Below are 26,232 nucleotides of genomic sequence, written 5' to 3'. Positions count from 1 at the left end.
CCGTGCCGCTACCGCGCCCAACCTACCTGGCAGGGTGAGAAGATTCTTCGGCCCTGCGGTCATCCGTGCGAATGCCGGTCCTGTGTGATCGGGCCTCAGAATGACAGCAAACACCAACTGATTTTCCGGATTCCGTATGAGTGCGTGTCATCCCAACGACATGGCCTCGCGCAGAGGAAGCAGAGGTAGCAGAGGAAAACCGCGGAAGGCGATGTGTTCTCTGCCGACTCTGCCGACTCTGCGTGAGACGAAAGCAGTTGTCCGTGTCGGATCACGTGGAATCGGTGCGGGCGCTGTCGGGCGCGGGGCCCTGGCCCGTCGCCGTGTCGAAGAGGCGGCGGCGGACCAGGCGGATGCGGTTGGGGGCGCGCGGCAGGTAGGTGCGGTTGGTGAGGAGCACCACCCACGCCCCGCTCTTCGGGTCGATCCAGAACGAGGTGCCCGTGTAGCCGGTGTGGCCGTACGCGTACGGCTCCGTCCTGCACGGCACGTGGTTGGGCACGGTGCCCTCGCGGCAGAACACCTCGAAGCCCAGCGCCCGGGTGCCGGTGCGCGGGCCCGGCCGGGTGAACTGGGCCAGCGTGGAGGCGCGCACCACGCGCACGCCGTCCAGCTCGCCCCCGTTGGCCAGCATCGCCACGAAGCGGGCGACGTCGTGCGCGGTCGAGAAGAGCCCCGCGTTGCCGGTGGCGCCGCCCAGCTCGCGCGCGAAGGGGTCGTTCGTCTTCCCCGCGAACGGGCGGCCGTCCCTCAGCGAGAGCGTGGGCGCGCAGACCCGGCAGATGAGCCCCGGCTGGTAGCGGGTGGAGCTCATCCCCAGCGGCCCCCACACCCGCCGCCGCAGGAAGGCGGGGAGCGGCTCGCCGGCGGCGCGCGCGGCCGCCTCGCCCAGCAGCACGAAGCCCGCGTCGGAGTAGAGCACCTCCGCGCCGGGCTCGTCGACCAGCTCCACGGTGGCGATCAGCCGCTCCAGCCGCTGGCGCGGGGTGCCTTCGCCCAGGTCGAGCACGGCGGCGGGGAGCCCGGAGGTGTGGGTGAGGACCTGGCGGACGGTGATCTTCTCGCGCCCGCCGCCGCGGAAGGTGGGGAGCCAGCGCTGCAGGGGGTCGTCCAGCCGCATCCGCCCGTCGTCCACCAGCACCATCACCGCCGCGGTGGTGGCCACCACCTTGGTGAGCGACGACAGGTCGTAGAGGGTGCGGTCCGGGTCCACGGGCAGGGCGAAGCGCGTCCACCCGGTGCGCCCGTACCCGCGCTCCAGCACGATCGCGCTGCGCTGGCCGACGGCGAGCGCGGCTCCCGGGAACGCCTCGCGCTCCACCTCGCCGAAGACGATCTCCTCCGCCCGCCGCAGGTCTTCCGCGCGCAGGTCCACCGGCGGCGTGGCGTGGGCGCCGGCCAGGCGCGGGACGGGGGTGAGGAGCCAGCGGACGCGCCCGCTCAGGAAGAACGGCCACGCCAGCAGCAGCAGGAAGGAGATCGCCAGCAGCGCGGCCACGGCGCGCTGCCTCCACGAGTACCGCCTCGGCTCCGGCCGCGGCTCCGGCGCCTCTTCTTCCTCCGCTTCCTCCCACTCTGCCGCGGGATCGCTCTTCGCCCGCTCCAGCATCTCCTCCCCTCGTCCCCGATCCTCGACGCGCTCCCACCGGATGCGGCGCGTCGGCCGTTTCCATGCGAGGACCGGGCCTGTCTTCTCCTCGTATCGTTCGGAACCAGGCTCGGGTAGTCTCACACAGAGAAACAGAGAAACAGAGGATTCGGTTCTCTGTTCCTCTGTTTCTCTGTGTGATTCGAATCAGTTCGGAACCGGAACGACGCCGAGCTCAGTCTCCCCCGGAGCCGGTCCCCACGGGCCGGCAGATGCGCGTCACCCCGGGCGCCTCCTCCGGCGGGTCCCAGCGGCCGAGGACGACGGTGATCGGGATCTCGGTGTCGTTCCGTCGCACCAGGTAGCGAACCGTATCTCCCGCCAGGGGGGGCTGCGTCGGTGGGTTGCCGATGAGATCCCGGCCGTCCTGGACGACGATCATGTCGCCGGGCCTGATGCCGGCCCGCTCCGCCGGCGAGCCCGGCTGGACGTCCACGATCAAGGGATAGTCCGGGAACACGATCGGCTGTCCGTTCACGCCCTGCATCGTGAGCGCGGACGTCTGAGAGCTGGTGCCGCGGCACCCGACCGGCCGTGAAGCGTTCGGCGTGGACGGGGTCGCCTGCGCGGCCAGCGCCGCGGGCAGCAGGAGGAGCGCGAGGGCCGCCGCGAGGGTGGATACGGAGGGTGAGAGTCGCATGCCCCGATTCGGTTGAGGGAGAGTGGAAGGAGCCGTCGCTCTCGAATGGAGACGACGACGGGCGGATCTGCGCCGGCGCCTGCTAGGATGCCTGTGAGGCCGGCAGGGTTGGAGCGAGCGGGTGAGCCGAGGCGCCGCCCCGGCGACCCGTGACACGCGGAGGAGAATACTCGTATTGCTCCACGTATGCCACATCCCTGCGGCCGCCCCATGGCTGACCGCGTGGGAACCGGCTGTCGTTCGCGCCTTCACGACGGCCGAAGATCGGCGCTCCCGGCGGGTGCGTCGGCCACCAGGGGAGCGCCTTCGGCCGCCGGCTCGTCCGCGTCCGGCTCCGCCGCCGGCGCGGGGACCAGGGCGTCGACGGGGACGCCCGAGGAGTCCAGCGCCAGGGGCGCCTCCACGCCGCGGGCGGTGGCGCGGCGGGCCAGCGGGGCCACGGTCAGGCCCTGCACCAGGATCGAGAAGACCACCACCGCGTACGTCATCACCACGACCAGGTCGCGCGCGTGGGAGGCCGGCAGCGACAGCGCCAGCGCGACGGCGATCCCCCCGCGCAGGCCGCCCCACGTCATGGTGCGCACCGTGTAGGGGAGGAAGGGCACGCGCAGGCGCAGCGCCGCGATCGGGGCGCCCACGCTCACCGCGCGCGCCGCCAGCACCACGGGGATCGCCGCGAGCCCCGCGGCCAGGAACGGCCCCGTGAGCCGCAGCACCAGCACTTCCAGCCCGATCAGCACGAAGAGCACGGCGTTCAGCGCCTCGTCGACCACCAGCCAGAAGGTGTCGAGGTGGCCGCGCGTCACCTCCGACATGGCGAAGCGGCGCCCGGGGTTGCCCACCAGGATCCCCGCCACCACCACGGCGATCGGCCCCGAGGTGTGCAGCCGCCCCGCCAGCGCGTAGCCGCCCGTCACCACCGCCAGGGTGATCAGGATCTCCACCGTGTAGTTGTCGATCCGGCGCAGCAGGTGGAAGGCGGCCCACCCCAGCAGCAGCCCGTACGCCACGCCGCCCACCGCCTCGCGCAGGAAGAGCCCCGCCGCGCCCGCCGCGGTCGGCTCCGCGTGCCCCTCGCCCAGCGCCAGCCCCGCGATCATGGTGAACACCACCACGCCCACCCCGTCGTTGAAGAGGCTCTCGCCGCCGATGAGCACCTCCAGCCGCCTGGGCGCGTTCATGCGCTTGAGGATCCCCAGCACCGCGATCGGGTCGGTCGGCGAGATCAGCGCGCCGAAAAGGAGCGCCCAGGCCAGCGGGATCGGCAGCCCCAGCGCGGCGAGCACGCCGTACATCGCCCCGCCGATCAGCAGGGTGGAGAGGAGGGTGCCGAAGGTGGCCAGGAGCAGGATGGTCCACTTCTGCTCCAGCAGCTCGCCCAGGTTGATGTGCAGCGCCCCGGCGAAGAGCAGGAAGCTCAGCAGCCCCTGCATGAGCAGCGCGTCGAAGTCGATCTGGGCCAGCAGCCCGGCCGCGAAGCCCTGCCCCGTGAGCCCCAGCTCGTCCAGCGCCACCAGCGCCAGCGACACCAGCAGCCCGCCCAGTAGCACGCCGATGGTGGGCGGCAGGCCGATGTAGCGCTCGTTGACGAACCCGATCAGGGCCGTGAGCGTGATCAGGACCGCCAGGACCTCAAACAGGGTCATCGGGTGCGCTTCTCCGGTCGCGTCGTCCTGCCTTCAGTGCCCGCGCGGGGAACGGGAAGTTGATAGCGGCGCGACCGCCCGCGAGGCAAGCGCGGCCGCGGGCGCGGGACGGCCCGGACCGCCTCGTTCCCGGGCCGCCGCCGACGTGCCCACCCGGTGGTGGAGTTGACCTAAGTCGTTGCGTGAGGTATATTTAAGACTCAATCGTAGGGAGGTCTGCGACGTATATCCGTAGCAGATGCATGATGAAGCGGTAGCAGCGTGACGCGTGGCCCGGGGTCTGCAAGATACCCGGCGAGACATCGGAGCCCACGGGCGGCGACGGCGGACGGAAAGTCCAATGGTGAAGCGGGTTTTCACGCCCGGCCGCCACCACCATCGAAGAGTCGAGACGGAGGAGTAGACGCATGCGTGTCCTGAAAATCGCCCTGGTGATGTCCCCCCTGATGGTCATCGCGGCCTGCGGGCGTGACGAGCAGCCGACCCTGGAGCGCGACCTGGCCTGGCTGGACAGCCTGGCGGCGCAGCCCGCCGCCCCGGTGCAGCCGGTGGCCTCGCCGCTGGAGCTTTCCGCACTGGCCGCGCACGCGCCGGCGCCGGTGAAGGAAGAGGCGGCGCCGGCGGAAGAGGAGGAGAGGCCGGTCTCGCGGCCCCGCCGCTCCTCGAGCCGCCGCTCGTCGTCCTCGGTGGGCCGCCGCTCGAGCTCGAGCGGGACCTACGCCTCGGCGCCGGTCCGGCAGCCGCGGGTGGTGGAGCAGAAGCACACCGTGCGTGACGCGGCGATCGGCGCGGGCGTGGGCGCGGTGGCCGGCGCGGTGGCCGGCGGGAGCCGTCACCGCGTGCGCGGCGCCGTGATCGGCGGCGTGGTGGGCGGCGTGGCGGGCGCCGTGATCGGCAACAACGTCGACAAGAGCCGCCGCATCGAGTACTGAGCCGCATCGTCGGCGGCGGATGGAAAGAGCGAGGGGCCGGGTGATCTCACCCGGCCCCTCGCTTTTTCCGTCATCCTGCCCGATACCGTCAGCGGTCGCGGTCGAGCCCGTCGCCCCGGAGGCCGGCGTCGTCCCGGAGGTCGACGTCGCCCATGCGCTCCACCTCGGCGTGCTCGCGGCGCAGGTCGGCCTCCACCACGCGCTCCTCCTGGACGGCGTGCTTGCGCACCACCAGCTCCTCCTTGGGGACCACGCGCTTCTCGGCCACCACCTCTTCGGCGTGGAGCGGGACGCGGATCTCGTCCTCGGTGATCTCCCCCCGCGCCTGCATGGGGTCGGTGATCGGCCGCCGCTCGACGGTGACCTCCTCGCGCAGGGTGGGGACGCTCTCGCGCACGTGCTCGGTCTCCACCCGCTTCTCGACCCCCACCTCGCCCGCCGACACCTGCCGCTTCCGCAGCTCCAGCTCCTCTTCCGAGAGCGTCAGCTTCCGCTCCTCCTCGCCGCGCAGCCCGTTCGCCTCCAGCGGCCGCTCCCGGTCGAGCTCGTCCCTGTCGCGCATCCCGCACCTCCCAGGTTGGTGGGTGACCGGTCCCCCGGCTCCTTCGGCCGGAAAACGTGGGGCGGAAGGCGGTTGCAACATGCGTTCCAACCCTGGACGAACTCTGGACAGAGCGGACGGGGGAATCGAGGGGGTCGCGAAGTGCGGAGCGAGGGTGCGGAATGCGGCTTGCCTCTCCGGGCGCGGGCAAGATGCGGGCCCCGCTCACCCGGTGCGTAAGTCGTGAGATTCCACGAGGTTCGGTCGACTCTGCGTCGAGGCCGGGCGCTCCTGCCGGCGGCGCTGGCCGCGGGCGTGCCCGGGCCGCTGGCGGCGCACCCGGGGCGGCCGGTGGCGCCGCACGACCTGTGGGGGGCGTGGTCGTGGGAGCCGGGGGTGCTGATCTCGCTCTTCGTGGCCGCGTGGATCTACTCGCGCGGGGTGGAGGCGGTGTGGAGGCGGGCGGGGGCGGGCCGCGGCGTGGCGAGGGCGCAGGCGCTCGCCTTCGGGGGCGGGATCGCGGCGCTGCTGGTGGCGCTGGTGTCGCCGCTGGACGCGGCCGGGGGGGCGCTCTTCACCGCGCACATGCTGCAGCACCTGCTGCTGATGGCGGTGGCGGCGCCGCTGCTGGTGCTGGGGGCGCCGCAGGTGGGGCTCGCCTGGGGGCTGCCGCGGCGGGGGCGGGCCGCGGCCGCCCGGTGGTGGCACGCGCTGGGGCTGCGCGCGCTCTTCCGGGGGCTCGCGCACCCGCTCGCCGCGTTCGCGCTGCACGCGGGGGCGCTGTGGGCGTGGCACCTGCCGGGCGCGTACGACGCGGCGCTGGCGCACGAGGGGGTGCACGCGCTGGAGCACGCGAGCTTCCTGGGGACGGCGGCGCTCTTCTGGTGGGTGGCGCTGCACCCGGCCGGCCGCCTGCGCCGCTCTCCCGGGGCGGCGGTGCTCTACGCGTTCGCGATGGCGATGGCGAGCGGGGCCCTGGGCGCGCTGCTGGCCTTCAGCGAGGCGCCGTGGTACGCGGCGCACCTGCAGTCGGCGGCGGCGTGGGGGCTCACGCCGGCCGCGGACCAGCAGCTCGCGGGGCTGGTGATGTGGATCCCCGGCGGGGTGCCGTACCTGGCGGCGGCCGTGTGGCTGCTGCTGCAGTGGCTGCGCGCCTCGGAGCGCCGCGTGCGCGCGGCGGAGGCGCGGCGCGCGCTGGCGGCGTGACCGCGCGGGGCCCTCACCCGCCGCCTTAGAGCGGCAACCCTCTCCCAACTTCGGGAGAGGGTGGACTTGACGGGGCTCGGTGCGAAGATCCTCGTAGGGGCGAGCATGCCTCGACCGGCGGATGCCAGTACATGCGCGGTAGGCGGCCTCTTGCGCCGATGCCGCCTGTGCTCGGACTCGCATGCTCGCCCCTACGGCCCCAGGGCGCTTCGCGCAACGAAACCTCGCGTGAGGGATGCGCGCCCGGAGGGCCGGGACGGCGCCGCCACAGGGGTATCGTGGCGGCGGCGGCCCGGCGCCGTCGGCCTGCGTTGTTTGCAGGCCTACGGCGCGCGCAGCCCGGCCCGGAGCGCAGCGGAGGGACACGCCCGAGCCAGCGGTTCGCGGTTCGCGATCTTGCCGCGCGGCCCCGGCCGACGGATGATGTGACGCGTCCGAACGCACTCACGCACTCACGCACTCACGCACTCTTGTCCAGGCCCTACCCCCCGATCGAGGACCACGGCGTCATCGGCGACCTGCACACGGTGGCGCTGGTGGCGAAGGACGGCTCCCTCGACTTCATGTGCGCGCCGCGCTTCGACGCGCCGCCGGTGTTCGCGTCGCTGCTGGATCAGGGGCGCGGCGGCGTCTTCGAGCTCTCCCCTGTGCTCAACGACGCGCGCCACAAGCAGCTCTACCTCCCCGACACCAACGTCCTGCTCACCCGCTTCCTCTCGGCCGAGGGCGTGGCCGAGATCTCCGACTTCATGCCGATCGGCCAGTCGGAGCACGTGCGCTGCGTGGTGCGGCGCGTGAAGGCGGTGCGCGGCGAGGTGCGCTTCCGCATGCGCTGCGCGCCGCGCTTCGGCTACGGGCCGGCGCCGCACCGGGTGACGGCCGAGGAGGGGGGCGCGCTCTTCGCCCCCGACGGCGGGAGTTTCCGCGTGCGGCTCTCGGCCACGGTGCCGGTGGAGGTCGCGGGCGGCGACGCCGTGGCGGAGTTCACGCTGGGGCACAACGAGTCGGCCACCTTCGTGGTGGACGTGGGCGACGCGCGGGGGCCCTCGCCGGGGACGTCGCACGAGTACGTGTCGCACGCGTTCAAGGAGACGGCGAACTTCTGGCGGCGCTGGATCGGGCGCTCCACCTACACCGGCCGCTGGCGCGACGAGGTGCACCGCTCGGCGCTGGTGCTCAAGCTGCTGGTGTGGCAGCCGCAGGGCTCGCTGGTGGCGGCGCCCACCTTCAGCCTCCCGGAGCGGATCGGCGGGGGGCGCAACTGGGACTACCGCTACACCTGGATCCGCGACGCGGCCTTCACCCTCTACGCGCTGATCCGCCTGGGGATGACCGAGGAGACGGCGGCGTTCATGCGCTGGATCGAGCGGCTCCCGCACCACTTCGACGACGACATCGGCCCGCTGCAGCCGCTCTACCGCATCGACGGCGGCGCGGACGTGCCCGAGGAGGAGCTGGCCGGCTGGGACGGGTACGCCGGCTCGCGGCCGGTGCGCGTCGGCAACGGGGCGGGGCGGCAGAGCCAGCTGGACGTCTACGGCGCGCTGATGGACTCGGTGTACCTGTACGACAAGTACGGCGAGCCGATCTCGTACGACTTCTGGATGCGCCTGTCCGGGCTGGTGGACTGGGTGTGCGAGAACTGGCGGCGCCCCGACCACGGGATCTGGGAGGTGCGCGCGGGGCTGCGCGAGTACCTCAACTCGCGCGTGCTCTGCTGGGTGGCGGTGGACCGCGCGGTGCGCCTGGCCATGAAGCGCAGCTTCCCCGCGCCGCTGGAGCGCTGGCTGGCGGCGCGCGACGCCATGTACCGCAGCGTCTTCGAGGAGTTCTGGGACCCGCGGAAGAAGGCGTTCGTGCAGCACCGCGGCTCGGACCAGCTGGACGCCTCGGCGCTCCTGATGCCGCTGCTGCGCTTCATCAGCCCCACCGATCCGCGCTGGACGTCGACGATGAAGGCGATCACGGCCGAGCTGGTGGAGGACTCGCTCGTGCGCCGCTACCGCATCGAGGGCGGCCACACCGACGGCTTCGCCGAGGAGGAGGGCACCTTCAGCATCTGCTCGTTCTGGTACGCCGAGTGCCTCTCGCGCGGGGGAGACCTGCAGCAGGCGCGCTTCGTGTTCGAGAAGGTGCTGGGCTACGCCAACCACCTGGGGCTCTTCGCGGAGCAGCTGGGCCCCAGCGGCGAGCACCTGGGCAACTTCCCGCAGGCCTTCACCCACCTGGCGCTGATCAGCGCCGCCTACGACATCGACCGCCGGCTCAGCAAGGCCGGCTGGCGGGCGTAACCGCAGGCGACAGGGGACAGGGGACAGCCGGCAGCTACTCCCAACCCGCACCGAGGCGGTCGAGCTCACCCTCTCCCGAAGTTGGGAGAGGGTTGCCGCTCTAAGGCGGCGGGTGAGGGCCCCCGCGGCCGCGCCGATGCCCGTCGTGCGCGACCGAGTTTCACCGCGGACTACGGCGCCGCCCTCCGCCGCGCCTCGATCCAGTCGCGGTTGAGGCGCATCCCCAGCATGGCCGGCGCGGGGCGCGCGTCGAGCGAGAAGGTCACCAGCGTCGAGAAGTACTCGCGGAACAGGTCGTCGCGCCAGAGCACGCGGAAGGTGTCGTGGTGCCAGTGCTCCAGGTCCGCGATCTCGCCTTTCCCCATCCGCAGCGTGAGCTTCTCCCCCTCGCGCGCCACCGCGATCTCGCCGTACAGGCTGTCGGCGTACACTCCCGCGTAGGCGTCCAGCGGCAGCGTGGGGCGGGTCCCGCGCACGCGCGCCGAGTCCTCGCGCGCGGCCGCCTCCCGCGCGCGGCGCTCGGCCTCGTGGGTGCGCGCCATCAGCTCGCCGCTGTAGTCGCGCGTGGGCAGCCCCAGGAGCGTGTCCAGGACGCGCGAGACGAGCTCGCCGTGCAGGACCGAGGCGCCCCAGGAGTTCAGCATCACCACCACGCCGATCCCGTCCTTCGGCAGGATGGCCATGTAGCTGGGCATCCCGTCGGAGTTGCCGCTGTGCCAGAGCAGCGGGCGGCCGCGGTAGTCCATCACGTTCCACCCCAGCCCGTAGCCGGCGTAGCCCTCCACCTGCCGCGACGCGCGCATCTCGGGCGTGGTGGGGATCACCGTCCACGGGTGGTGCATCTCCGCCATCGCCGCCGCGGAGATCACCCGCCGCCCGTCCAGCACGCCGTCCGCGAGCTGGAAGCGGAGCCAGCGCGCCATGTCGGCCGCCGTGGAGTACACCCCGCCCGCCGGGGAGATGGCCTGGTGGTTGCGCGCGCGGACCGGGCGCTGCACGCCGCCGATCGGTGCGTGCGGCGAAGCCACGTTCCCGGCGCGGTCGGGCTCCTCCTCCGCCGTGGTGCTCCCCATCCCCAGCGGCTGGAAGAGGCGCGTCCGCATCAGCTCCGCCCACGTCGTCCCCGCCGCGGCGGCCGTCACCTCGCCGGCGGCGGCGTAGAGGATGTTGTTGTAGACCTGGCGCGTGCGGAACGGCGCCTGCGGCCGCATCCAGCGCACCTGCCGCAGCGTCTCCCCGCGGTCGATGCCGGTGAAGCGGTAGGCGAAGTTGGCCGCCTCCAGCCCTGTGCGGTGCGAGAGGAGGTCGCGCAGCGTCACCTCGCGCGTGAGGTACGCGTCGGGGAACTCCATCCACGGCAGCCAGCGCCGCACGGGGTCGTCCCACGCGAGCTTCCCCTCGTCCACCAGCACCGCCGCGCCGGCCGCCGTGAAGCTCTTGGTGAGCGAGGCGATGTCGAACACCGTGTTCTCGTCCACCCGCCCCGGCTTCCCCAGCTCGCGCACGCCGTAGCCCCTGGCCACCAGCACCGAGTCGTGCCGGACGACGGCGAGCGCCATTCCCGGCACCTCCCACTCGGCCAGCGCCTTCGCGATGTACGCGTCCAGCTCCGGCGGCAGGGCGCCGGTCTGCGCGTGCGCGGCGCCCGGCGCGAGCAGCGCCGCCGCGACCAGGATCGCCGTGCGCGCGGAGAGGAAGGTCGGACGTGGGCTCATGGCATCCTCGAAGCGTGAGGGATAAGTGTCAATTTTTTGACACCTGTGGGCGAGCGAAATCCCGGTCTCCGGCCGGCGGACGGCTAACGGCGGCCGGAGAGGCGGGCGGCGGCGGCCTCGGCGGTCAGCCGGGTGCCGGCGTGGGGATCGGAGAGCAGGGGACGCAACTGCGCGAGGGCGTCGGGGCTGCCGGAGCGCTCCAGGTAGTGGACGACGCTGATGCGCACCTGCCAGGCGGGGTCGGCGATCACGGCCACCATGGCGTCGCGCGCGGCGGGGTCGCCCAGGTCGACCAGCGCGGCGGCGGCCATCGCGCGGACGCGCCAGACGGGGTCGCGGAGCAACGGGATCAGCGGCGCCGTGGCGCGCCGGTCGCCGGCGACGGCCAGCCCCCACGCGGCGTACGCGCGGACCTTCCAGTCGGCGTCGCCGAGCTTCTCGAGGAGCGGCTCCACCAGGCGGCCGCCGCGGACCTGCGTGAGCGCCCAGATCGCCCGCTCGCGCACCAGGTCGCCGGGCCCCCGCGACACGCGGTCCAGCTCCGCCTGCAGCGCGGCGATGGCGCGCGCGTCCGGCCCCGCCGCCGGGACCGCCGCCGCCCGCGCCGCCAGCCGCTCGTACGGCAGCGCCACCCGCTCGCTCTCCGGGTCCAGCAGCGAGTCCTGGTCCGTGATGACGAGTGGCTGGTCGGCGTCGGCGTGCTGGACGGCGGCGCTCGTCGTCTCCCGCCGCGCGGCCGGCGCTCTCCGCGCCGTCGGCGCCGCGGCGGTCGCGGCGGGGCCGGTCCACGGCTCGCGGGCGGGAGAGGGCGCCGGCTCCGCGCGGAAGGCGGCGAGGGGGAGGAGGAAGAGCGCGGCGCAGCAGGCCAGCGCGGCGCGGGCGCGGCGGGAGAGCGGGCCGCGGCGGCGCCGGGGGTCGAGCAGGGCGGTGAAGCGCGACTCCAGCTCCGACGGCCGCGCCATCGCCAGCGTCCCGGCCGCCGCCGCGCGCGCGGCGAGCGACGCCCGCGCCGCCTCCAGCAGCACCGTGGCGTAGCCGAGCGGCTCCACGCCGGCCGCCAGCACGCGGTCGTCGCAGGCGCGCTCGCGCTCCGCCGCCAGCCGCCGCGCGGCGATCCAGGCGAGCGGGTTGAACCAGTGCAGCGCGCACGCCGCCTGCGCCAGCAGGTCCGTCAGCACGTCGCGCCGCTCGACGTGCGCCAGCTCGTGGGCCAGCACGGCGCGCCGGTGCTCTTCCGGCCACGCCGCCGCGCCGGGAGGCAGCAGCACCGCCGGGCGGAAGATCCCCGCCACCGCCGGGGCCGCCACCTCGCCGCTCTCCAGCAGCCGCACGCCCCGCGGCAGCACGGCGGTCCACTCCGACACCGGCCGCGCGCGCGCCACCAGCCCCCGCGCCGCCAGCCGGCTCCGCAGCGCCCGCCCCGCGACCAGCAGGAACCCCGCGATCCAGGCGGCGACGACGACGGTCCCCGGATCGACGGGCGGGCGGGACGGCATCGGGCCATCCTCCCCGCCGAAGATCGCCGGATCGTCGGTCCGCCTCGCTCCGCCCGGCCGCACGGCATCGGCGACGGGACCCGCCGCGGCGCGCGGCCGCAGCCCGGCGAGCCGCTCCACGACGGCGGCGGGCGGGCGGTAGGCGGGCAGGACGAGCGAGAGGGCGGGGAGGAGGAGGAGCGACAGCAGCGCCGCAGCCCAGACGCCGTGCCGGACCGCGGCCGAGGCGCGCCGCAGCATCACCGCCGCGAGCCCCGCGGCGGCGACCACCAGCGACGCCCTGGCGGTGGCGCCGAGCAGGAAGGCGAGGGCGGGGCTCATGCGCTCTCCCTGCGCGCGTCTTCCACGATGCGCGCCAGCCGCTCCAGCTCGGCCCCGGTGAGGCCGTCGGCGCGCGAGCCCAGCAGCGCCGCCATCGCCCGCGCCGGCGAGCCCTCGAAGAAGGTCTTCAGCACGTGCGACAGCACCGACACCCCCGCGTCCTCGCGCGGCACCGCCGGGAGGTAGACGTAGCGAAGGCCGTCCTGCTCGTGCCGCACGTGCCCCTTCTCCTCCAGGATGCGCAGCAGCCCGCGCACGGTGGTGGAGGTCGGCGCGTCGTCCAGCTCGGCCGTCACCTCCGCGGCCGTCGCGCGGCCCAGGCGGTACAGCACGTCCAGGATCTGGCGCTCGCGCCGGCTCAGCGCGGCAGGGGCTTCGTGGCTCACGGAGAATCGTCGGGTGGAAGGCGGTCCGTCAAAAATTTGACATCTGTTAAGATATTAACACTTGGAACACCGCCGTCAAGTGTTCCGTTCATCAACGCGGGCTTCGTCGCGCAGCGCCGCCGTCGCGAGTGCGTGAACACACTCGCTGGAACTACGGAAAGCCTCGCAAACCGCCGCGAGGCTTCAACCGCGCAATCCATCTCGCTCCCGCGCCTGGTTGCGTCGCGCGAAGCTCCGAGTTCCCTCCCCTGAAGTTCGGGGGAGGGGCAGGCGCGCCAGGCGCCAGGGTGGGCTGTCACCCGGCGCGCGCCGGGGGCCCCTTCGTGCGTCTGGACGCTCGAGCGTCGGGGCGCATCACCGTTCAGAGCACCCGCATCACCTGCACCCTGGCGGGGAAGCACGATACCGCGAGCGAGTCGCGGCCCACCTCCTGGGGCAGGCCCAACTCGCTTCGGTTACCCAAGCGGCACCACTCGGCGCTGGCCGTGACACAGCTCAGCGAGCCCGCCGCGCCCGGTCCGTTGCAGGCGGCGGAGATCGCGAGGAGCCTCCGGTACTCCACGTCTCTCTGGCGAGTCGCCCGAAAGCAGGCGACCGCGGCACTCCCGGGTCCGACCTCCTGGATCAGGCCGCCCGACAACGACCTCTCGTTCGCGCAGTACCGCCGCACGGCGGCCACGCAGGCCGGCGTCTGGGCGTCGGCAGGGCCCCCGCACTCGGGATGGAGCTCCTGCAGCCGCCCGTAGGCCACTTCGCCGTACCAGGCGCGGAAGGCGCACGCGATGTGGATGTTCTCCACATCCCGCCGAATGGGAAAGCCGAAGCTGTTCCTCGAGTGGTTGGCCTCGCAGTAGCGGTGGGCCGCCGCCACGCAGTCGCCTCCCCGCATGTCCGCCCGGGCGTGGCAGCCCGGATGGTAGCGGTTGATGTTTTCGGCGATCGTCGCCTGCGCGCGGGCGACGGACGGGATGCTCGCTCCGGCCAGTACCAGCAGTCCGATCAGCAAGCCTCGCATGTTCGCCTCCGTTTCTGACCCTGGGGGCGGCCGAACGGCCGCGGGTGGCGCGCCATCCGTGGCCGGCGACGCGGGAGGGGCAGGAGAGCAGAGTAATCCACGGCCTCTGCCATGTCCAGCGGAAACCGGTAAGCCGACCAGCGCGCCCCGTGTTTACCTCATGCTCTCCCGGCCACCCGGCCAGCCAAAGCCCTCGCTTCCTTGGCCCGGTCCGTCTCCGGGGGGCCGCCGGTCCGTGCCAAGGTCCCTTCCCTGAAATTCGGGGGAGGGACAGGCGCGCCAGGCGCCAGGGTGGGGGCTGCCCGCGGCGGCGCCGGGGCCGCGCGAACGTGACGATGCCCGCCGCGGCACGTTTGTTCCGTAGGCACGGGCGATTGCCTTGTGTCCGTCCCCGCTCCGCCCTTCTCGACCCTCCGACGGAGACCGACGAGTGGAAGCGACCCCGAGCCGTTCGACCCTGCGCGTCGCCGGCCTTGTGCTCGCCCTGGCGGCCGCCCTCGCGCCCGGCGCCGCGGCGCAGGAGACGCGCACCGTGGTGGCGGGGCGGCAGTACGAGGCCGGTGGGCTGCGCACCTTCTTCCTGGGCGAGAACTACCGCGACCTGTGGACCACGCCCGTGCGCGTCGAGGTGCTGAACCCCGACACCTTCGCCGGGGGGCTCACCGTCGAGCGCGAGGGCGGCGGGCTCTCCACCGAGTCGGTGCGGATGAAGGGGCGCAACGGGCGCGAGTACGTCTTCCGCTCGGTCCAGAAGGACGTCACCCCCTCCATGCGCCCCGAGCTGCGCGGCACCATCCCGCACCGCGTGGCGCAGGACCTGGTGAGCGCCAAGAACCCGGCCGCCGCGCTGGTGGTGCCGCCGCTGCTGGACGCGGTGGGCGTGCTGCACGCGACGCCGCGGCTGTACGTGATGCCCGACCACCCGTTCCTGGGCACGGAGTTCCGCCAGTTCGCCGGGAGGCTGGGGCAGGTCGAGGAGCGCCCGATCGACGGCTTCGCGGGCGCGGAAGACGTGGAGGGATCGGGCGAGAGCTGGAACGAGGACTTCCGCGAGAAGCTGGCGGAGGACCCCGAGCACCGCGTCGACGCCGAGGCGTTCCTCACCGCGCGGCTGATGGACGTCTTCTTCGGCGACTGGGACCGGCACTGGGACCAGTGGCGCTGGGCGCGCTTCGACCGCGGCGGGCTCAAGTACTGGCGGGCGATCCCCCGCGACCGCGACAACGCCTTCAACAGCAGCGGGGGGCTGATCCCCGGGATCGCGCGCTCGTTCACCCCGATCATCGTGCGCTTCGGGCCGCGCTACGACCAGGTCTTCCGCTACCACCGCCACCCCAGCGAGCTGGACCGCCGCCTCCTCTCCGGCCTCTCGCGCGAGAAGTGGGACTCCACCGCCGCGTTCCTGCGCGCCCGGCTCACCGACGAGGTGATCGACGCCGCCGTGCGCCGGCTCCCGCCCGAGTACCACGCGGTGGAGGGCGCCGCGCTCGCCGCCGCGCTCAAGAGCCGCCGCGACCAGCTCCCGCAGGCCGCCGCCGAGCTGTACGCCCTGCAGGCCCGCGAGGTGGACCTGCACAGCACCGACGAGCCCGAGCGCGCCGAGATCACCCGCCTGGAGGACGGCAGCGTCGACGTCGTCGTGCACACGGAGAAGGACCGCCCGGGCGAGCCGTACTACCGCCGCCGCTTCGTGCCGGCGGAGACGCGCGAGGTGCGCGTCTTCCTGCACGGCGGCGACGACCGGGCGCTGGTGCGCGGAGCCTCGCGCGAGAAGGGCGTGCTGGTGCGCGTGATCGGCGGCGGCGGCGACGACGAGCTGCGCGACGAGTCGGCGGCGGCCGGCGGGCGGCGCACGGTGTTCCACGACGACCGTGGCGACAACCGCTTCGAGCCGGGGCGCGAGGCGAAGGTCGACACCCGCGAGTGGAGCCCGCCCGAGCCCGACTCGCTGATCGGCAACCCGCCGCCCCCGCGCGACTGGGGGAGCGGCGGCTCGCTCTTCACCCCGTGGGCCGGCTGGCAGCTGCACACGGGGCTGGTGCTGGGCGTGGGCCCCACCTGGACGCGCTACGGCTTCCGGCGCACCCCGTACGCCAGCATGGTCGCCCTGCGCGCGCTCTGGGCCCCGCAGGAGGGCGGCTACGGCGCCGAGCTGCTGGCCGACTTCCGCCACACCAACCGCCCCTCGCGGGTGGCGGTGAACGCGCGCGCCTCGACGTTCGAGAACGTGCGCTTCCACGGCTTCGGCAACGAGAGCCCCGAGGACCCCGACCGCGACGCCTTCCTGATCGACCAGACGCAGGTGCGGGCGCAGGTGGCGTACTTCTTCCGCGACACCGAGCGGCTGGACCTGTACGCCGGCCCCGTGGCGAAGTGGACCGACCCCGAGGAGCTGGGCGCGCTGCACCCGCTCTCGCCGCTGCCGGAGGGGGGCGAGAGCTTCTGGCAGGCGGGCGCCGAGGCGGGCGCGGCGGTGGACCTGCGCGACAGCGACGTCTACCCGCGCCGGGGTGCCTTCCTGGGCGCGGTGGCGAACGGCTTCACCAGCGACTTCGGCGAGTTCGGCCGGCTGAGCGCCGACGCGCGCGGGTACGCGCCGCTGGGGCCGGTGGTGCTGGCGCTGCGCGCGGCAGGCGTGCAGGCGCTGGGCGACTTCCCCTTCCAGGAGTCGGCGTTCGTGGGCGGGCCGGGGACGCTGCGCGGCTTCCCCTACCAGCGCTTCCGCGGCGACGCGGCGCTCTTCGGGCAGGCCGAGCTGCGGGCGCGGCTGGCGCGGGTGAACCTGCTGGTCCTGCGCCCGCTGGTGGGCGTCTTCGCCCTGGCCGACGCGGGCCGCGTCTACGTGGACGGCGACTCGCCCGGCGACTGGCACACCGCGCTCGGCGGCGGCCTCTCCTTCGAGGCGCTCGGCCGCTCCGCGACGGTCGCCTACGCGAAGGGCGAGAAGGGCACCCTGTACCTGACGCTCGGGATGCCGTTCTGATCCCGGGACCGGAAAAAGACTTTCAGCACGCAGAGTCAGCAGAGTCAGCGGAGGGGTTCTCCGCTCACTCTGCTGACTCTGCGTGAGGCCTGAAGTTCCCCGGATCTAGGCGACCACGCCGCCGTCGGGCGCGCTCGCGATCACCTCCAGGATCGCCTGCAGCCCCCTGCGCAGCTCCGCGAGCTCGATGGTGAGCGGCGGCATCAGCACCAGCCCCGGGAGGTTGGGGTTCGGCCCGACGATGACGCCGCGCAGGCGCAGCCGGCGGGCCAGCTCCACCCGGACCGGCGGACTGCGGCCGTCCTCGCGCACGCCGATGCCGAAGCCCATCCCCATCCCGGCGACCGCCGTCACCCCCGGGAACCGCCGGATCTCCTCCAGCTGGTCCTCCACCTGGGCCCGTAGCCGCCGCGCCCTCTCCACCAGGTCGCGCGACGAGATGACCTCGAGCGTGGCGAGCGCGCCCGCGCAGGCGGGAGGCGTCCACGCGAAGGTGGAGAAGAACCCCGGCGCCTCGGCGAAGCGGGCGAATTCGGGGGCGACCGCCACGGCCGCGATCGGGAACACGCCCGCCGAGAGCGACTTCCCCAGGAGCAGGACGTCCGCCTGCTCGCCGAAGTGGTGCATCCCGCACCACACCCCGCAGCGCGCCGGCGCCTCCGTGATCTCGTCCGCGATGAAGAGCAGGCCGTGCTCCCGGCAGAGCGCCCGCAGCCCCCGCATCCGCGCCGGGTCGAGCGCGACGAAGCCCGCGTTCGCCCGCAGCGGCTCCAGGATCAGGCAGCCGAGGCCGGGGCCGGCGCGAATTTCCCGCTCCACCCGGTCCAGGTCGATCTCCCCGCCCGGCCCGACCGGGATCTCGACGTTCGGGAAGCCGCCGCGCTCCTCCTCCGTCACCCACCCCCGCACGCCGCACGCGGCCCGGGCGGCCAGCGTGCTCCCGTGGTACGCGCCGCCCAGGTACAGCGCTCCGGGCCGCCCCGTGGCCCTGCGGGCGATGCGCAGCGCCATGTCGACGGCCTCGGAGCCGCTGAGCGCGGGGAAGACCGCGTACCCCTCGTGCCCCAGCCCGGCGCGCAGCTCGGCGGCCAGCCGGTCGCCCAGGTCGCCGGCCCAGTGCCGGGCCGCGAAGCTGTTCTCCGCCAGGGAGCGGGCCACCGCCTGCACCACCTCGGGCGGGTTCCACCCCAGCGGCGCCACCCCCCACTCGCACAGCAGGTCGAGGTACGTGTTGCCCGCGGCGTCAAAGAGCAGCACGCCGCTCCCGTGCGTGAACCGCGGAGGGCCGTCCACCGTCACGCGCCCGCCGCGGCCAGCGCGGGACGGGCGGGGACGCCGGCGGCGGAGGGAGCCTCCGCCGCGGGCGCGCCCTCTTCCTTGAAGCACCCGGCGCACCCCGGCACCCGCGACCGCCCCCCGTCCACGACGGCCTGGCGGAGCGCCCGGGCCCGCCCGAGCAGCGTCTCCACGGGCTCCTCCAGCAGCGAGCCCAGCGCGCTCCCGCCCGAGAGGAGGCAGGTGTGCGCGCCCCCGGAGGTGTCCACGGCCAGTGTGTGGCCGAGCCAGAAACAGGGGCCGCGCGGCAGCCGCCGGAGCCCCACCAGCGGCCCGCCGTCGGTGTGCACCGGCTTCACCACGGTGTGGACGTCCGCCGCGCGCGCCAGCTCCAGGAAGCGCGGGTCGTACTCTTCCGGCGGGACGCCGAGGTCGAGCTGGTAGATGCCGACCTCCGGCCCCGCGCCGCGCGGGCGGGCCGCCAGGAGGGCCTCCGCGCCGGCCAGCGCGCGCCGCCAGGCGCCCTCCCCGCGGTTGCGCTCGAAGCTGGCGCGGTTCCCCCCGTCCAGCGAGACGTAGACGCGCTGCGCGGGGTGGGCGGCCAGCAGGCGCTCCGCGCGCTCCGGCGTCACCAGGGTGCCGTTGGTGTGCCACTCCACCGGCCACTCCGGCGCCGCCTCGGCCAGGTGGCGCAGCATCTCCGGCAGGGCCCGGTTCGCCAGCGGCTCGCCCCGCCAGTTGAGGTGGAAGCGCTGCACCCGGAGCCCGCTCCCGGCCAGCCGGCCCACCACCCGCCGGAAGGTGTCGAGCGCCATGACCGCGGCCGCCTGCATCGAGGCCGTGTAGCAATGGGCGCACGACAGGTTGCACACGGCCGCCGCGTCGACCCACACCCACACGCGCGCCTCCGGCGACGCGCGCGCGACCGGCAGGGACGTCTCCACGCTCAGAGGGAGGTCTGCGCGATCGCCGCGGCGATGGCCGCCGAGTCCCGCACCGCCCGGGCGATCACGGCCTCCGCCACCACCAGCTGGGCCAGCCTGGGGTCGCCCAGCTTGGAGATGCGCCGGTACAGGTCGGCGAGCTCGCGGTGCGTCTCCTCGGTCAGGTGGACGGAACGGCCGGCGGCTGGGTTCTTCATGGGTCACCTCCGCTGCGCGGTTCGGGTGCCGGCACGTGCCGGACGCCGCTTTCCCGGCCTACTCGACTTCGTCGGGAAGGAACGACGTCAGCGTGCCGGGCGGGGATGCCTCCACCGCGAACTCGACCGATCCGTCGTGGAGGCGGGATGCCAACTCTGGGTGTCGCGCGATCACGGCGCCGCGGATGCGCTCCAGCAGCGCGCGGGTGTGCTCGGGCCGGGCTTCCGGGGGATGGCGCAGCTCCACCAGGAGCCGGACGTGCGTGCGCCCGGCGCCGTTCGACGACTCGAGCCGGAACTTCAGGTGCCCCAGCGCCGAGTGGTCCCGCACGGGCACGTGCCGGAACATCTCGCTCGACGCAACTTCCGGGAAGTCGTCGAGCGCGTCGTAGACGTCGGCCGCGGTCAGCAGCACCACCGCCCCCGCCTCCTCCTCGGCCACCACGCTGCGCACGAGCCTGCCCTTGATGCTGAAGCCGAAGTCGTCCACGGGGCAGCCGGGGTGCAACTCGACCAGGTCCCCGGTCCAGTAGCGGACCAGCGGCTGCTTCTGCACGAACGGGACGAGCGAGGTGAGGAGAAGCGCGCCGACTCCCCGGCGGATCGGCTGGCGCGCGCGAAGATCGACGGCTTCGGGGACGACGAAGCAATCGAAGTGCCACCTCGAGCAGGCGGGGCAGGGGCTCGCGCCGCCGAAGATCTCGGTCATCCCGTAGCGGTCGTGCACCGGCACGCCCCACGTCGTCTCGTAGAGGCGGCGCAGGCGAGCGGTCAGGAGGTCGCCGCACGAGACCAGCGAGCGCACCGCGCTCCGGGACCAGTCGAACCCCCGCTCCGCCAGCAGCAGCGTCAGGATCCGCAGCTGCGACTCCAGGCCGGCCACCACCGCCGGGCGCGGCTCCGTGCCGCACAGGAGCCAGGGCGCCGCGGCGAGGGTCTCGGCCCGCTCGATCCAGGCGGGGTCGGTCAGGTCCACGCTCAGGCTGGGCCCCGGGTACGGGACCGGCAGCGGCGGCCCGTTGCAGCCCAGCACCAGGTTGACGCAGATCGGCTGCTGCGCCCCGGGGGCGCGGTCGAGGACCTGGCTGAAGAAGCCGTGGATGAACTCGACCTCGGCCGAGCTGCGATGCATCTCCAGGCGCTTGCCGGTGGTGCCGCTGGTCTTCTGCACCAGGGCCGTATCGAGGTCCTCGGCCCGGTACGCCTCCGGGTAGTCGAAGAGCGCCTGCTTCTCGGTGATGGGAAGCGCCGCGAGATCCTCCAGCCGCCTCACGCCGCCGGCCTCGGCCAGCAGCCGCCGGTACGCGGGCACCCGCGTGCGCGCGTGCTCGATGCTCTGCTGCAGGAGGCGCTCGCGGAACAGGCGCGGGAGCTGCGCCCCGTCCGCTTCCAGCTCGTGAGCAAGAGGACCCATTCAGGGCGGGTGGAGGAGGGTCCGCGACACGGGTGTCGCCCCGCAGGACGAGGCGATAAGAAGGGCCAGCGCTGGCCCGAGGGGCGCGCAGCTTTCATGCCGTGTGGACACTCCGGCGCCGTCCTCCCGTCTCCTTTTCCCGACGATATCGCCCCTCGCCCGCTGCGCGCGGGGAGGGGCGATTCGCGTCGTCGGTGGCGCCGCGTCTACGCGAGCTGGACCTGGTGGCGCTCCATGATGTCGAAGAGGCTCGCCATGTCGAACTCCAGCTCGTAGCGGCGCGAGATCTCCAGCACCTTCTCGATCTCGATCACGCCCGACGCGGGGACGATCCCCGACACCTCCTCGTAGTACGCCTCCAGCCCGCCCGGCGCGATCATCTCCAGGAAGCGCGCGGGGCGGGCGCCCTCGTTCCAGAAGGTGTGGAAGACGCCCGCGGGCTTGACCAGGGTGGCGCCGGGGCCGACGCGCGTGACCCGCTTCCCCACCTGCACGCTGAGGGTGCCTTCGAGCACGTACGTGGTCTCCGCCTCGCGCTCGTGGCGGTGCAGCGGCATGGCGATGCGGCCCGGCGGCAGCGTGTGCTCGATCACGGTGAGCAGCCCGCGCGTCTCCTCGCCGCGCACGCGCACCACCCCCGTGAAGGTGCGGATCGCGATCGTCCTCCCCGCCGTCTCCGCCTCGCCCATTCGCCTCTCTCGTGCTGGAGATCGTTCTCGCCCGCCCGCGCCGCGTCCACGCAAGGAGCGTGACGCGCACCGATCAGCGGACCCGCGATCGAAGTGAAGCCTCGCCCGACCGATCCCGCGCGTCGCGAGGATGCTCAGGCGAGGCTTCCCGGTTCCAGCGGGTGGCCTCGGCCGCTCGCGACGCCCGGCCGGCACGCGATCCCGCGACGACACGCGGCGACTCCGATCGCGGCCGGGGCATCGGAGGCGCCTCAGAACCCCACCGCCACCCCCCACGGCCGCTGCCCCACGCGCACCGTCGCCACCACGCGGCTGGTCGCCGCGTCGATCACCGAGACGTCGTTGGAGATGCCGTTGGCGGTGTAGACGCGCCGCCCGTCGCGGCTGACGGCGATCCCCCACGGCCGCCGCCCCACGCGGACGCGGCCCACGACCCTGAGCGTCCGCGCGTCGACCACGACGACCGTGCCGGTCGCCCCGTTGGCCACGTACACGCGCCGCCCGTCGGGCGAGACCGCCACGCCCACCGGCTTCCCCTCGCCGCGCTCCATCTCCACACTGGCCACCACCTGGTGCCGGCGCGCGTCGATCACGGTGAGCGTGCCGCTGATCTCGTTCGTCACGTACGCGCGCGCGCCGTCGGGCGAGAACGCGGCCGCGCGCGGGCGGGCGTCCGCGAGCAGGTTGCCGACCACGCGGTTGGCGCGCGTGTCGATCACCGACACGGTGTTGCTGGTCTCCGCCGTCACGTAGACCCAGCGCCCGTCGGGGCTCACCGCCACCCCCTCCGGCTCGATCCCCACCACCAGCGTCGCCAGGACGTGGCCGGTGCGCAGGTCCGTGGCGCTCGCCGTCCCCGCGTCCTCGTTCGACGCGTAGAGGCGCTGCCCGTCCGGCGTCACCCCGAACTGCTCCGGGTCCGTCCCCCCCTGGTAGCGGGCGACGACACGGCGCGTGGCGACGTCGATCACCGCGATGGCGTCACGGCCCCCGGCGCGGTTCGGGTGCTCGTCCGAGAGCGCCACGTACACGCGCCTCCCGTCGGGGCTCACCTGGATCCCGCGCGGCCTGACCCCCACCGGGATCGTCGCCACCACCCGGTTCGTCGCCGTGTTCACGACGCTGATGTCCCGCGACCCCTCGTTGCTGACGAACAGCAGCGGCGCCCGCCCCTGCGCCGATGCGAAGAGCGGGGAAAAGGCGATGAGGACGGAAACGAGAACGAGTCGGGAGATTCGCACCGGGCGCTGCTCTGGGTCAGTCGAAGCCTCGCGCGCACCGAGTTCGAATTGCATCGGCTGTCCGGCGAGGCTTTCTGTAGTCGTAGCCGCGGATTCATCCGCCTGCGGACGCCATGCGGCACGCCGTCTCCGCCCGGGTCGTCCCCAGCCGGTCCAGCAGCTCGCGCGAGCCTTCCTCGCTCCCCGGCGCGGCGGCGGGCACCTCGACGACGTCGCCGGAGGGGGAGACGACGTAGAGCGGCTGGCGGAGCTGGTGGTCCCAGGAGCGGAAGGAGAGCGGGCGGCCCTTGTGCCCGTCGAACTGCGTGGAGGGACGTTCGAGATAGGAAACCAGCGCCGAAGCCTCCGCCGTGCGCGCGCGGAGGGTGGACTCCCAGAGCACCTTCACCCCAAACCACCCCACCCATCCCTGAGAGCCCACCACCTCCAGCGAGTCGCCCCAGCGCGCGCGGAACCGGTCGCGCAGCTGCCCCGCGCCGAACCTCTCCAGCGAGTCGTGCCAGGCCGCCGCCCGGCCGCCCTCCACCCCGGCCGCGCGCGCCGCGTCGGCGAGCATGGCCTCGCTGGGGGCGACGTGAAACGCGAACCGGTTGCACGCGTCGCCGCGGAGCGCGTCGGAAGTGCACGCGACGTTCAGGTACAACACCGAGCGGCGTTGCGCAACCTCTGCAACCTTTCGACACTGCTCCTCGCCGAACCCGCCCACCAGCGCGTGCACCCGCCTCTCCGCGACGAGCCGCTCCGGATCGTCATCGTGGAACCACTCGACGGCGCGCCCGAACATCGCCGCCGCGTGCTGCGCCTCCTCCACGCCGAGGCGCACCCCGTACACGGTCCGCATCACCTCCGTATCCCGCGGCGCCCCTTGTTTGTAGACGAAGCCGATCCGCAGCGTGTCCGTCGGAGTCCGTGCCGGCGGCGCCGCGGGCTCCCCGGCGGCGCGCGGCTCCTCCCTCGCCTCCGAGCACCCGGCGAGAGCGGTCCCGACGCAGACGAGCGCGCAGACGAGCCGGATCATCCCGTGTTTGCCGGTCCTTGTACCGCCAGAGGGTAGTAGCAACCTCGAACCCAAACGGCTGTCATCCTGAGAGACTCTTGAGAATCCGACTCGAATCGGACATAATGCTCGAACATGAGCCGAAAAGCCTATCCGAGCGATCTGTCCGAAGCGCAGTGAGAGCTCCTGCGTCCTCAGATCGAGAAGCCGGCCAGTCACGGCGGGACACACCGGAAGTACCCGCTCGTGGAGATCGTGAACGCGTTGCTCTACATCCTGAAGTCAGGCTGCCAGTGGGAGATGCTCCCCCACGACTTCCCCCCGTGGGCGGACGTGTATGACCACTACCGCCGATGGAAGCGCGACGGCACGCTCGAGCGGCTTCACGATTTCCTGCGAAGAGAGGTTCGTGTAGCCGAAGGGCGCGAGCCGACGCCGAGCGCGGGGGTCCTGGACAGCCAGTCAGCCCAGACCACCGAAAAAGGGGGCCGCGTGGATACGACGCGGGCAAGAAAGTCAAAGGACGCAAGCGGCACATCGTAGTCGATACGCTCGGTCTGCTGTGGGCGGCTGCCGTGCATCCGGCGGACGTTCAGGATGCTGCAGGTGCCGCACTGGTATTGCCGAAGCTGAAGGGGGTGTGCCCCCGGCTCGAAACGATCTTCGCGGACCAGATTTACCGCGGAACGCCCTCCGTGCTCGCGTACGGCTTCGGCTGGAAGCTGCAGATCGTCGAACGACCAGCGGGGCAAAAGGGCTTCTCCGTGTTGCCCATGCGGTGGGTCGTCGAGAGGACATTCGCCTGGTTCGGCAAACACCGTCGCCTGAGCAAGGACTACGAGGAGTCGCCGGAGAGCACCCTGACGTGGATGTATCTCGCGATGATCCGCCTGATGGTACGCCGACTTCGGCCATTTTGACGTTTCTCAAAAGTCTCTGAGGAGCCGCCGCGCGAGACCGTCATCGTGCCCGAATGCCGGGCGGCGACGAAGGATCTGCGGGTCGGATTCGAGCGTGAGCCCGACTGACGCGCGAATCCCCACCCGCAGATCCTTCGGGCGCACGGGCTCCCGTGCAGGCGCAACTTCGGTGCGTGCGCCCTCAGGATGACAACGGTGGGCTATGGTTCGGAATTCCGAGACTTCAGACGTCCCGGATCATTCACCCACGATTCTTCCCGCCGCCGGCGGTGACCTGCGCGTGGTTGAGCGCCGAGACCAGCGTCACCCCGCCGATCACGTTCCCCAGCAGCGTCGGCGCCACGAAGCGCGCCAGACTGTCGCCGAAGCCGAGCGCGCCGGTCACCACCAGGTAGAAGACCTCCGCCGCGCCCGCGATGATGTGCGAGAACTCGCCGACGCCCACCAGCCACGTCATCGCCACGATCACCAGCACGTGCGCCGCCTCCGACGCCGGGAGCATCCACACCAGCAGCGCGATCAGCCACCCCGCGAACACCCCCTTGAGCACCGTGAGCCAGAAGCCGTGCTCCACCGCCTTGCGCCCGATCTCGTCGAAGGCGTGGCGCACCTCGGGCGTGAACAGCTCCGTGCGCCCGATCACCCAGGCGAAGAGGAACGCGCCCGCCAGGTTCGCCAGCAGGACCACCGCCCACAGCCGCGCCACGTTCAGGAACATGTCGCGCGTGCGGCGCGCCAGCAGCGGCACCACGGCGGTGAGCGTGTTCTCGGTGAAGAGCTGCTGGCTCCCCAGGATCACGATCAGGAAGCCGAAGCTGTAGCCCAGCTTGCTCACCAGCGGCCGCCAGGGCGCGTCGGGGAGGTGCGCGCGCAGGATCCCCTCGGCCGCCAGCGAGAACCCCATCGCCAGCCCCGCTGCCAGCCCCGACCACGCCAGCGCCGCGGTGGAGCGCTTGAGCTCCTCCTCGCCCTCGCGCCGGATCACCTCGTGGGTGGTGTCGGCGTCGAGCGACTGCTCCTCGTCGGCCTTCTTCCGTTCGCGCTCGCTCAGGTCGGGCGCGCCCTCGGGCCGCTCCTCTTCCGCATCCCGCTCCGGTTCGCTCACGGACGCCGCCCAGGTGAGGGTGCTTTGTACTTTCGCACTTTCGCACTCACGCACTTTCGCACTGCCGTTTTGGGCATGTCCCTCCGCTGCGCTCCGGGCCGGGCTGCGCGCGCCGTAGGGCACGATACGACCGTGCCCAACGGCGCCGGGCCCGCGCCGGCCGAAACCCCCCGGCCGCCACGGTCCCGGCCCTGTCGGGCGCGCATCCCTCATGCAACTTCCGCGGTTCCGTAGGGGCGAGCCTGCGAGTCCGAGCACAGGAGGCATCGGCGCAAGAGGCCGCCTGCCGCGCATGTACTGCCATCCGCCGGTCGAGGCATGCCTCGCCCCTACGAGGGTCCCGCTCCCACGCGCCAAAGCCCCGTCGAGTCCCCTCTCCCGAAGTTGGGAGAGGGTGGCGGCTCTAAGGCCGCCGGGTGAGGGCCCGCGCCGGCGCCCGCAGCCCTGGCACGGTCAGCCGGGGGCGGCGCGCAAGACGGGGACCAGCCTCCGGGGCAGGGAGCAGAACCCAGGCGCCAGGCCGTGCGGGGGTGTCCGTTACGGTAAGTGAACGGAAGGCGCATGCTGGAACAGTTAGTGCACGAAAACCAAAACCAGCGTAGGTGTAACGAGGGGCGGTCCAGAACCTGC

General features: G+C 73.2%; 20 protein-coding genes and 1 pseudogene. 5 read left to right on the top strand and 16 right to left on the bottom strand.

Features of this window, described 5'->3' with window-relative positions:
- Positions 1-271: 271 nt before the first annotated feature.
- From VF746_28200 to VF746_28190, 3 genes are all read right to left on the bottom strand, one after another.
- Positions 272-1,609 carry a serine hydrolase domain-containing protein gene (locus VF746_28200; GenBank protein HEX8696333.1) on the bottom strand — a complete coding sequence of 446 codons (1,338 nt, stop codon included), beginning with the start codon at positions 1,607-1,609 and terminating at the stop codon, positions 272-274.
- Positions 1,610-1,823: 214 nt separating this feature from the next.
- A complete protein-coding gene (locus VF746_28195) occupies positions 1,824-2,288 on the bottom strand; it encodes a PDZ domain-containing protein (GenBank protein ID HEX8696332.1) in 465 nt (154 codons plus the stop codon).
- Positions 2,289-2,536: 248 nt separating this feature from the next.
- The gene (locus tag VF746_28190) at positions 2,537-3,934 is read right to left on the bottom strand and encodes a sodium:proton antiporter (protein ID HEX8696331.1); all 1,398 of its coding nucleotides are present in this window, start codon (positions 3,932-3,934) and stop codon (positions 2,537-2,539) included.
- Positions 3,935-4,341: 407 nt separating this feature from the next.
- Between VF746_28190 and VF746_28185 the strand changes: the two genes are divergently transcribed.
- A complete protein-coding gene (locus VF746_28185) occupies positions 4,342-4,866 on the top strand; it encodes a glycine zipper domain-containing protein (GenBank protein HEX8696330.1) in 525 nt (174 codons plus the stop codon).
- An 88-nt stretch (positions 4,867-4,954) separates the two neighbouring features.
- Here VF746_28185 and VF746_28180 read toward each other — a convergent pair whose 3' ends face one another.
- Positions 4,955-5,428 carry a YsnF/AvaK domain-containing protein gene (locus VF746_28180; protein HEX8696329.1) on the bottom strand — a complete coding sequence of 158 codons (474 nt, stop codon included), beginning with the start codon at positions 5,426-5,428 and terminating at the stop codon, positions 4,955-4,957.
- A gap of 222 nt (positions 5,429-5,650) precedes the next feature.
- Between VF746_28180 and VF746_28175 the strand changes: the two genes are divergently transcribed.
- Positions 5,651-6,613: a cytochrome c oxidase assembly protein gene (locus VF746_28175; protein ID HEX8696328.1), complete on the top strand. Its 963-nt coding sequence runs from the start codon at positions 5,651-5,653 to the stop codon at positions 6,611-6,613.
- Positions 6,614-6,744: 131 nt separating this feature from the next.
- The gene (locus VF746_28170; GenBank protein ID HEX8696327.1) at positions 6,745-8,904 is read left to right on the top strand and encodes a glycoside hydrolase family 15 protein; all 2,160 of its coding nucleotides are present in this window, start codon (positions 6,745-6,747) and stop codon (positions 8,902-8,904) included.
- Positions 8,905-9,074: 170 nt separating this feature from the next.
- On the opposite strand, the gene VF746_28165 is transcribed toward VF746_28170, so the two are convergent.
- The 4 genes from VF746_28165 to VF746_28150 all read right to left on the bottom strand — a co-directional run bounded on the left by VF746_28165 (position 9,075) and on the right by VF746_28150 (position 13,837).
- Positions 9,075-10,619: a serine hydrolase gene (locus VF746_28165; protein HEX8696326.1), complete on the bottom strand. Its 1,545-nt coding sequence runs from the start codon at positions 10,617-10,619 to the stop codon at positions 9,075-9,077.
- An 83-nt stretch (positions 10,620-10,702) separates the two neighbouring features.
- On the bottom strand, positions 10,703-12,436 hold the full coding sequence (locus VF746_28160; GenBank protein ID HEX8696325.1) for a M56 family metallopeptidase: 1,734 nt from the start codon (positions 12,434-12,436) through the stop codon (positions 10,703-10,705).
- The gene (locus VF746_28155; protein HEX8696324.1) at positions 12,433-12,822 is read right to left on the bottom strand and encodes a BlaI/MecI/CopY family transcriptional regulator; all 390 of its coding nucleotides are present in this window, start codon (positions 12,820-12,822) and stop codon (positions 12,433-12,435) included. Before VF746_28155 ends, VF746_28160 begins: the two co-directional genes overlap by 4 nt.
- A gap of 361 nt (positions 12,823-13,183) precedes the next feature.
- A complete protein-coding gene (locus VF746_28150; protein HEX8696323.1) occupies positions 13,184-13,837 on the bottom strand; it encodes a hypothetical protein in 654 nt (217 codons plus the stop codon).
- Positions 13,838-14,267: 430 nt separating this feature from the next.
- Here VF746_28150 and VF746_28145 point away from each other — a divergent pair, with 430 nt between their 5' ends.
- Positions 14,268-16,820: a BamA/TamA family outer membrane protein gene (locus VF746_28145; protein ID HEX8696322.1), complete on the top strand. Its 2,553-nt coding sequence runs from the start codon at positions 14,268-14,270 to the stop codon at positions 16,818-16,820.
- A 105-nt stretch (positions 16,821-16,925) separates the two neighbouring features.
- Here VF746_28145 and VF746_28140 read toward each other — a convergent pair whose 3' ends face one another.
- From VF746_28140 to VF746_28110, 7 genes are all read right to left on the bottom strand, one after another.
- Positions 16,926-18,113, bottom strand: coding sequence for an aminotransferase class III-fold pyridoxal phosphate-dependent enzyme (locus VF746_28140; GenBank protein ID HEX8696321.1), 1,188 nt, complete (start codon positions 18,111-18,113; stop codon positions 16,926-16,928).
- Between the two features lie 2 nt (positions 18,114-18,115).
- Complete coding sequence (locus VF746_28135) at positions 18,116-19,039, bottom strand: radical SAM protein (GenBank protein ID HEX8696320.1); 924 nt, start codon at positions 19,037-19,039, stop codon at positions 18,116-18,118.
- Positions 19,040-19,041: 2 nt separating this feature from the next.
- On the bottom strand, positions 19,042-19,236 hold the full coding sequence (locus VF746_28130) for a hypothetical protein (GenBank protein ID HEX8696319.1): 195 nt from the start codon (positions 19,234-19,236) through the stop codon (positions 19,042-19,044).
- Positions 19,237-19,294: 58 nt separating this feature from the next.
- A complete protein-coding gene (locus VF746_28125) occupies positions 19,295-20,650 on the bottom strand; it encodes a hypothetical protein (GenBank protein ID HEX8696318.1) in 1,356 nt (451 codons plus the stop codon).
- Positions 20,651-20,856: 206 nt separating this feature from the next.
- Complete coding sequence (locus VF746_28120; GenBank protein ID HEX8696317.1) at positions 20,857-21,339, bottom strand: cupin domain-containing protein; 483 nt, start codon at positions 21,337-21,339, stop codon at positions 20,857-20,859.
- 251 nt (positions 21,340-21,590) lie between these two features.
- On the bottom strand, positions 21,591-22,580 hold the full coding sequence (locus tag VF746_28115; protein HEX8696316.1) for a PQQ-dependent catabolism-associated beta-propeller protein: 990 nt from the start codon (positions 22,578-22,580) through the stop codon (positions 21,591-21,593).
- Between the two features lie 94 nt (positions 22,581-22,674).
- On the bottom strand, positions 22,675-23,598 hold the full coding sequence (locus VF746_28110; protein HEX8696315.1) for an ABC transporter substrate-binding protein: 924 nt from the start codon (positions 23,596-23,598) through the stop codon (positions 22,675-22,677).
- 114 nt (positions 23,599-23,712) lie between these two features.
- Between VF746_28110 and VF746_28105 the strand changes: the two are divergent.
- Positions 23,713-24,497 (top strand): annotated as a pseudogene (locus VF746_28105) (IS5 family transposase).
- A 241-nt stretch (positions 24,498-24,738) separates the two neighbouring features.
- On the opposite strand, the gene VF746_28100 reads toward VF746_28105, so the two are convergent.
- Entirely contained in the window at positions 24,739-25,602 is an 864-nt protein-coding gene (locus VF746_28100; protein ID HEX8696314.1) for a formate/nitrite transporter family protein, read from the bottom strand.
- Positions 25,603-26,232 lie beyond the last annotated feature (630 nt).

It is taken from the genome of Longimicrobium sp., assembly GCA_036389795.1.
Classification (GTDB): Bacteria; Gemmatimonadota; Gemmatimonadetes; order Longimicrobiales; family Longimicrobiaceae; genus Longimicrobium.
This window is presented reverse-complemented; position numbering and strand designations above follow the sequence as displayed.

Bases quoted from the DNA above. Each gene is read 5' to 3' on its own strand.
- VF746_28170 (HEX8696327.1), top strand. From the start codon at position 6,745: ATGCGCGGTAGGCGGCCTCTTGCGCCGATGCCGCCTGTGCTCGGACTC.
- VF746_28195 (HEX8696332.1), bottom strand. From the start codon at position 2,288: ATGCGACTCTCACCCTCCGTATCCACCCTCGCGGCGGCCCTCGCGCTC.
- VF746_28160 (HEX8696325.1), bottom strand. From the start codon at position 12,436: ATGAGCCCCGCCCTCGCCTTCCTGCTCGGCGCCACCGCCAGGGCGTCG.
- VF746_28110 (HEX8696315.1), bottom strand. From the start codon at position 23,598: ATGATCCGGCTCGTCTGCGCGCTCGTCTGCGTCGGGACCGCTCTCGCC.
- VF746_28150 (HEX8696323.1), bottom strand. From the start codon at position 13,837: ATGCGAGGCTTGCTGATCGGACTGCTGGTACTGGCCGGAGCGAGCATC.
- VF746_28120 (HEX8696317.1), bottom strand. From the start codon at position 21,339: ATGGGCGAGGCGGAGACGGCGGGGAGGACGATCGCGATCCGCACCTTC.
- VF746_28190 (HEX8696331.1), bottom strand. From the start codon at position 3,934: ATGACCCTGTTTGAGGTCCTGGCGGTCCTGATCACGCTCACGGCCCTG.
- VF746_28185 (HEX8696330.1), top strand. From the start codon at position 4,342: ATGCGTGTCCTGAAAATCGCCCTGGTGATGTCCCCCCTGATGGTCATC.
- VF746_28130 (HEX8696319.1), bottom strand. From the start codon at position 19,236: ATGAAGAACCCAGCCGCCGGCCGTTCCGTCCACCTGACCGAGGAGACG.
- VF746_28125 (HEX8696318.1), bottom strand. From the start codon at position 20,650: ATGGGTCCTCTTGCTCACGAGCTGGAAGCGGACGGGGCGCAGCTCCCG.
- VF746_28200 (HEX8696333.1), bottom strand. From the start codon at position 1,609: ATGCTGGAGCGGGCGAAGAGCGATCCCGCGGCAGAGTGGGAGGAAGCG.
- VF746_28180 (HEX8696329.1), bottom strand. From the start codon at position 5,428: ATGCGCGACAGGGACGAGCTCGACCGGGAGCGGCCGCTGGAGGCGAAC.
- VF746_28165 (HEX8696326.1), bottom strand. From the start codon at position 10,619: ATGAGCCCACGTCCGACCTTCCTCTCCGCGCGCACGGCGATCCTGGTC.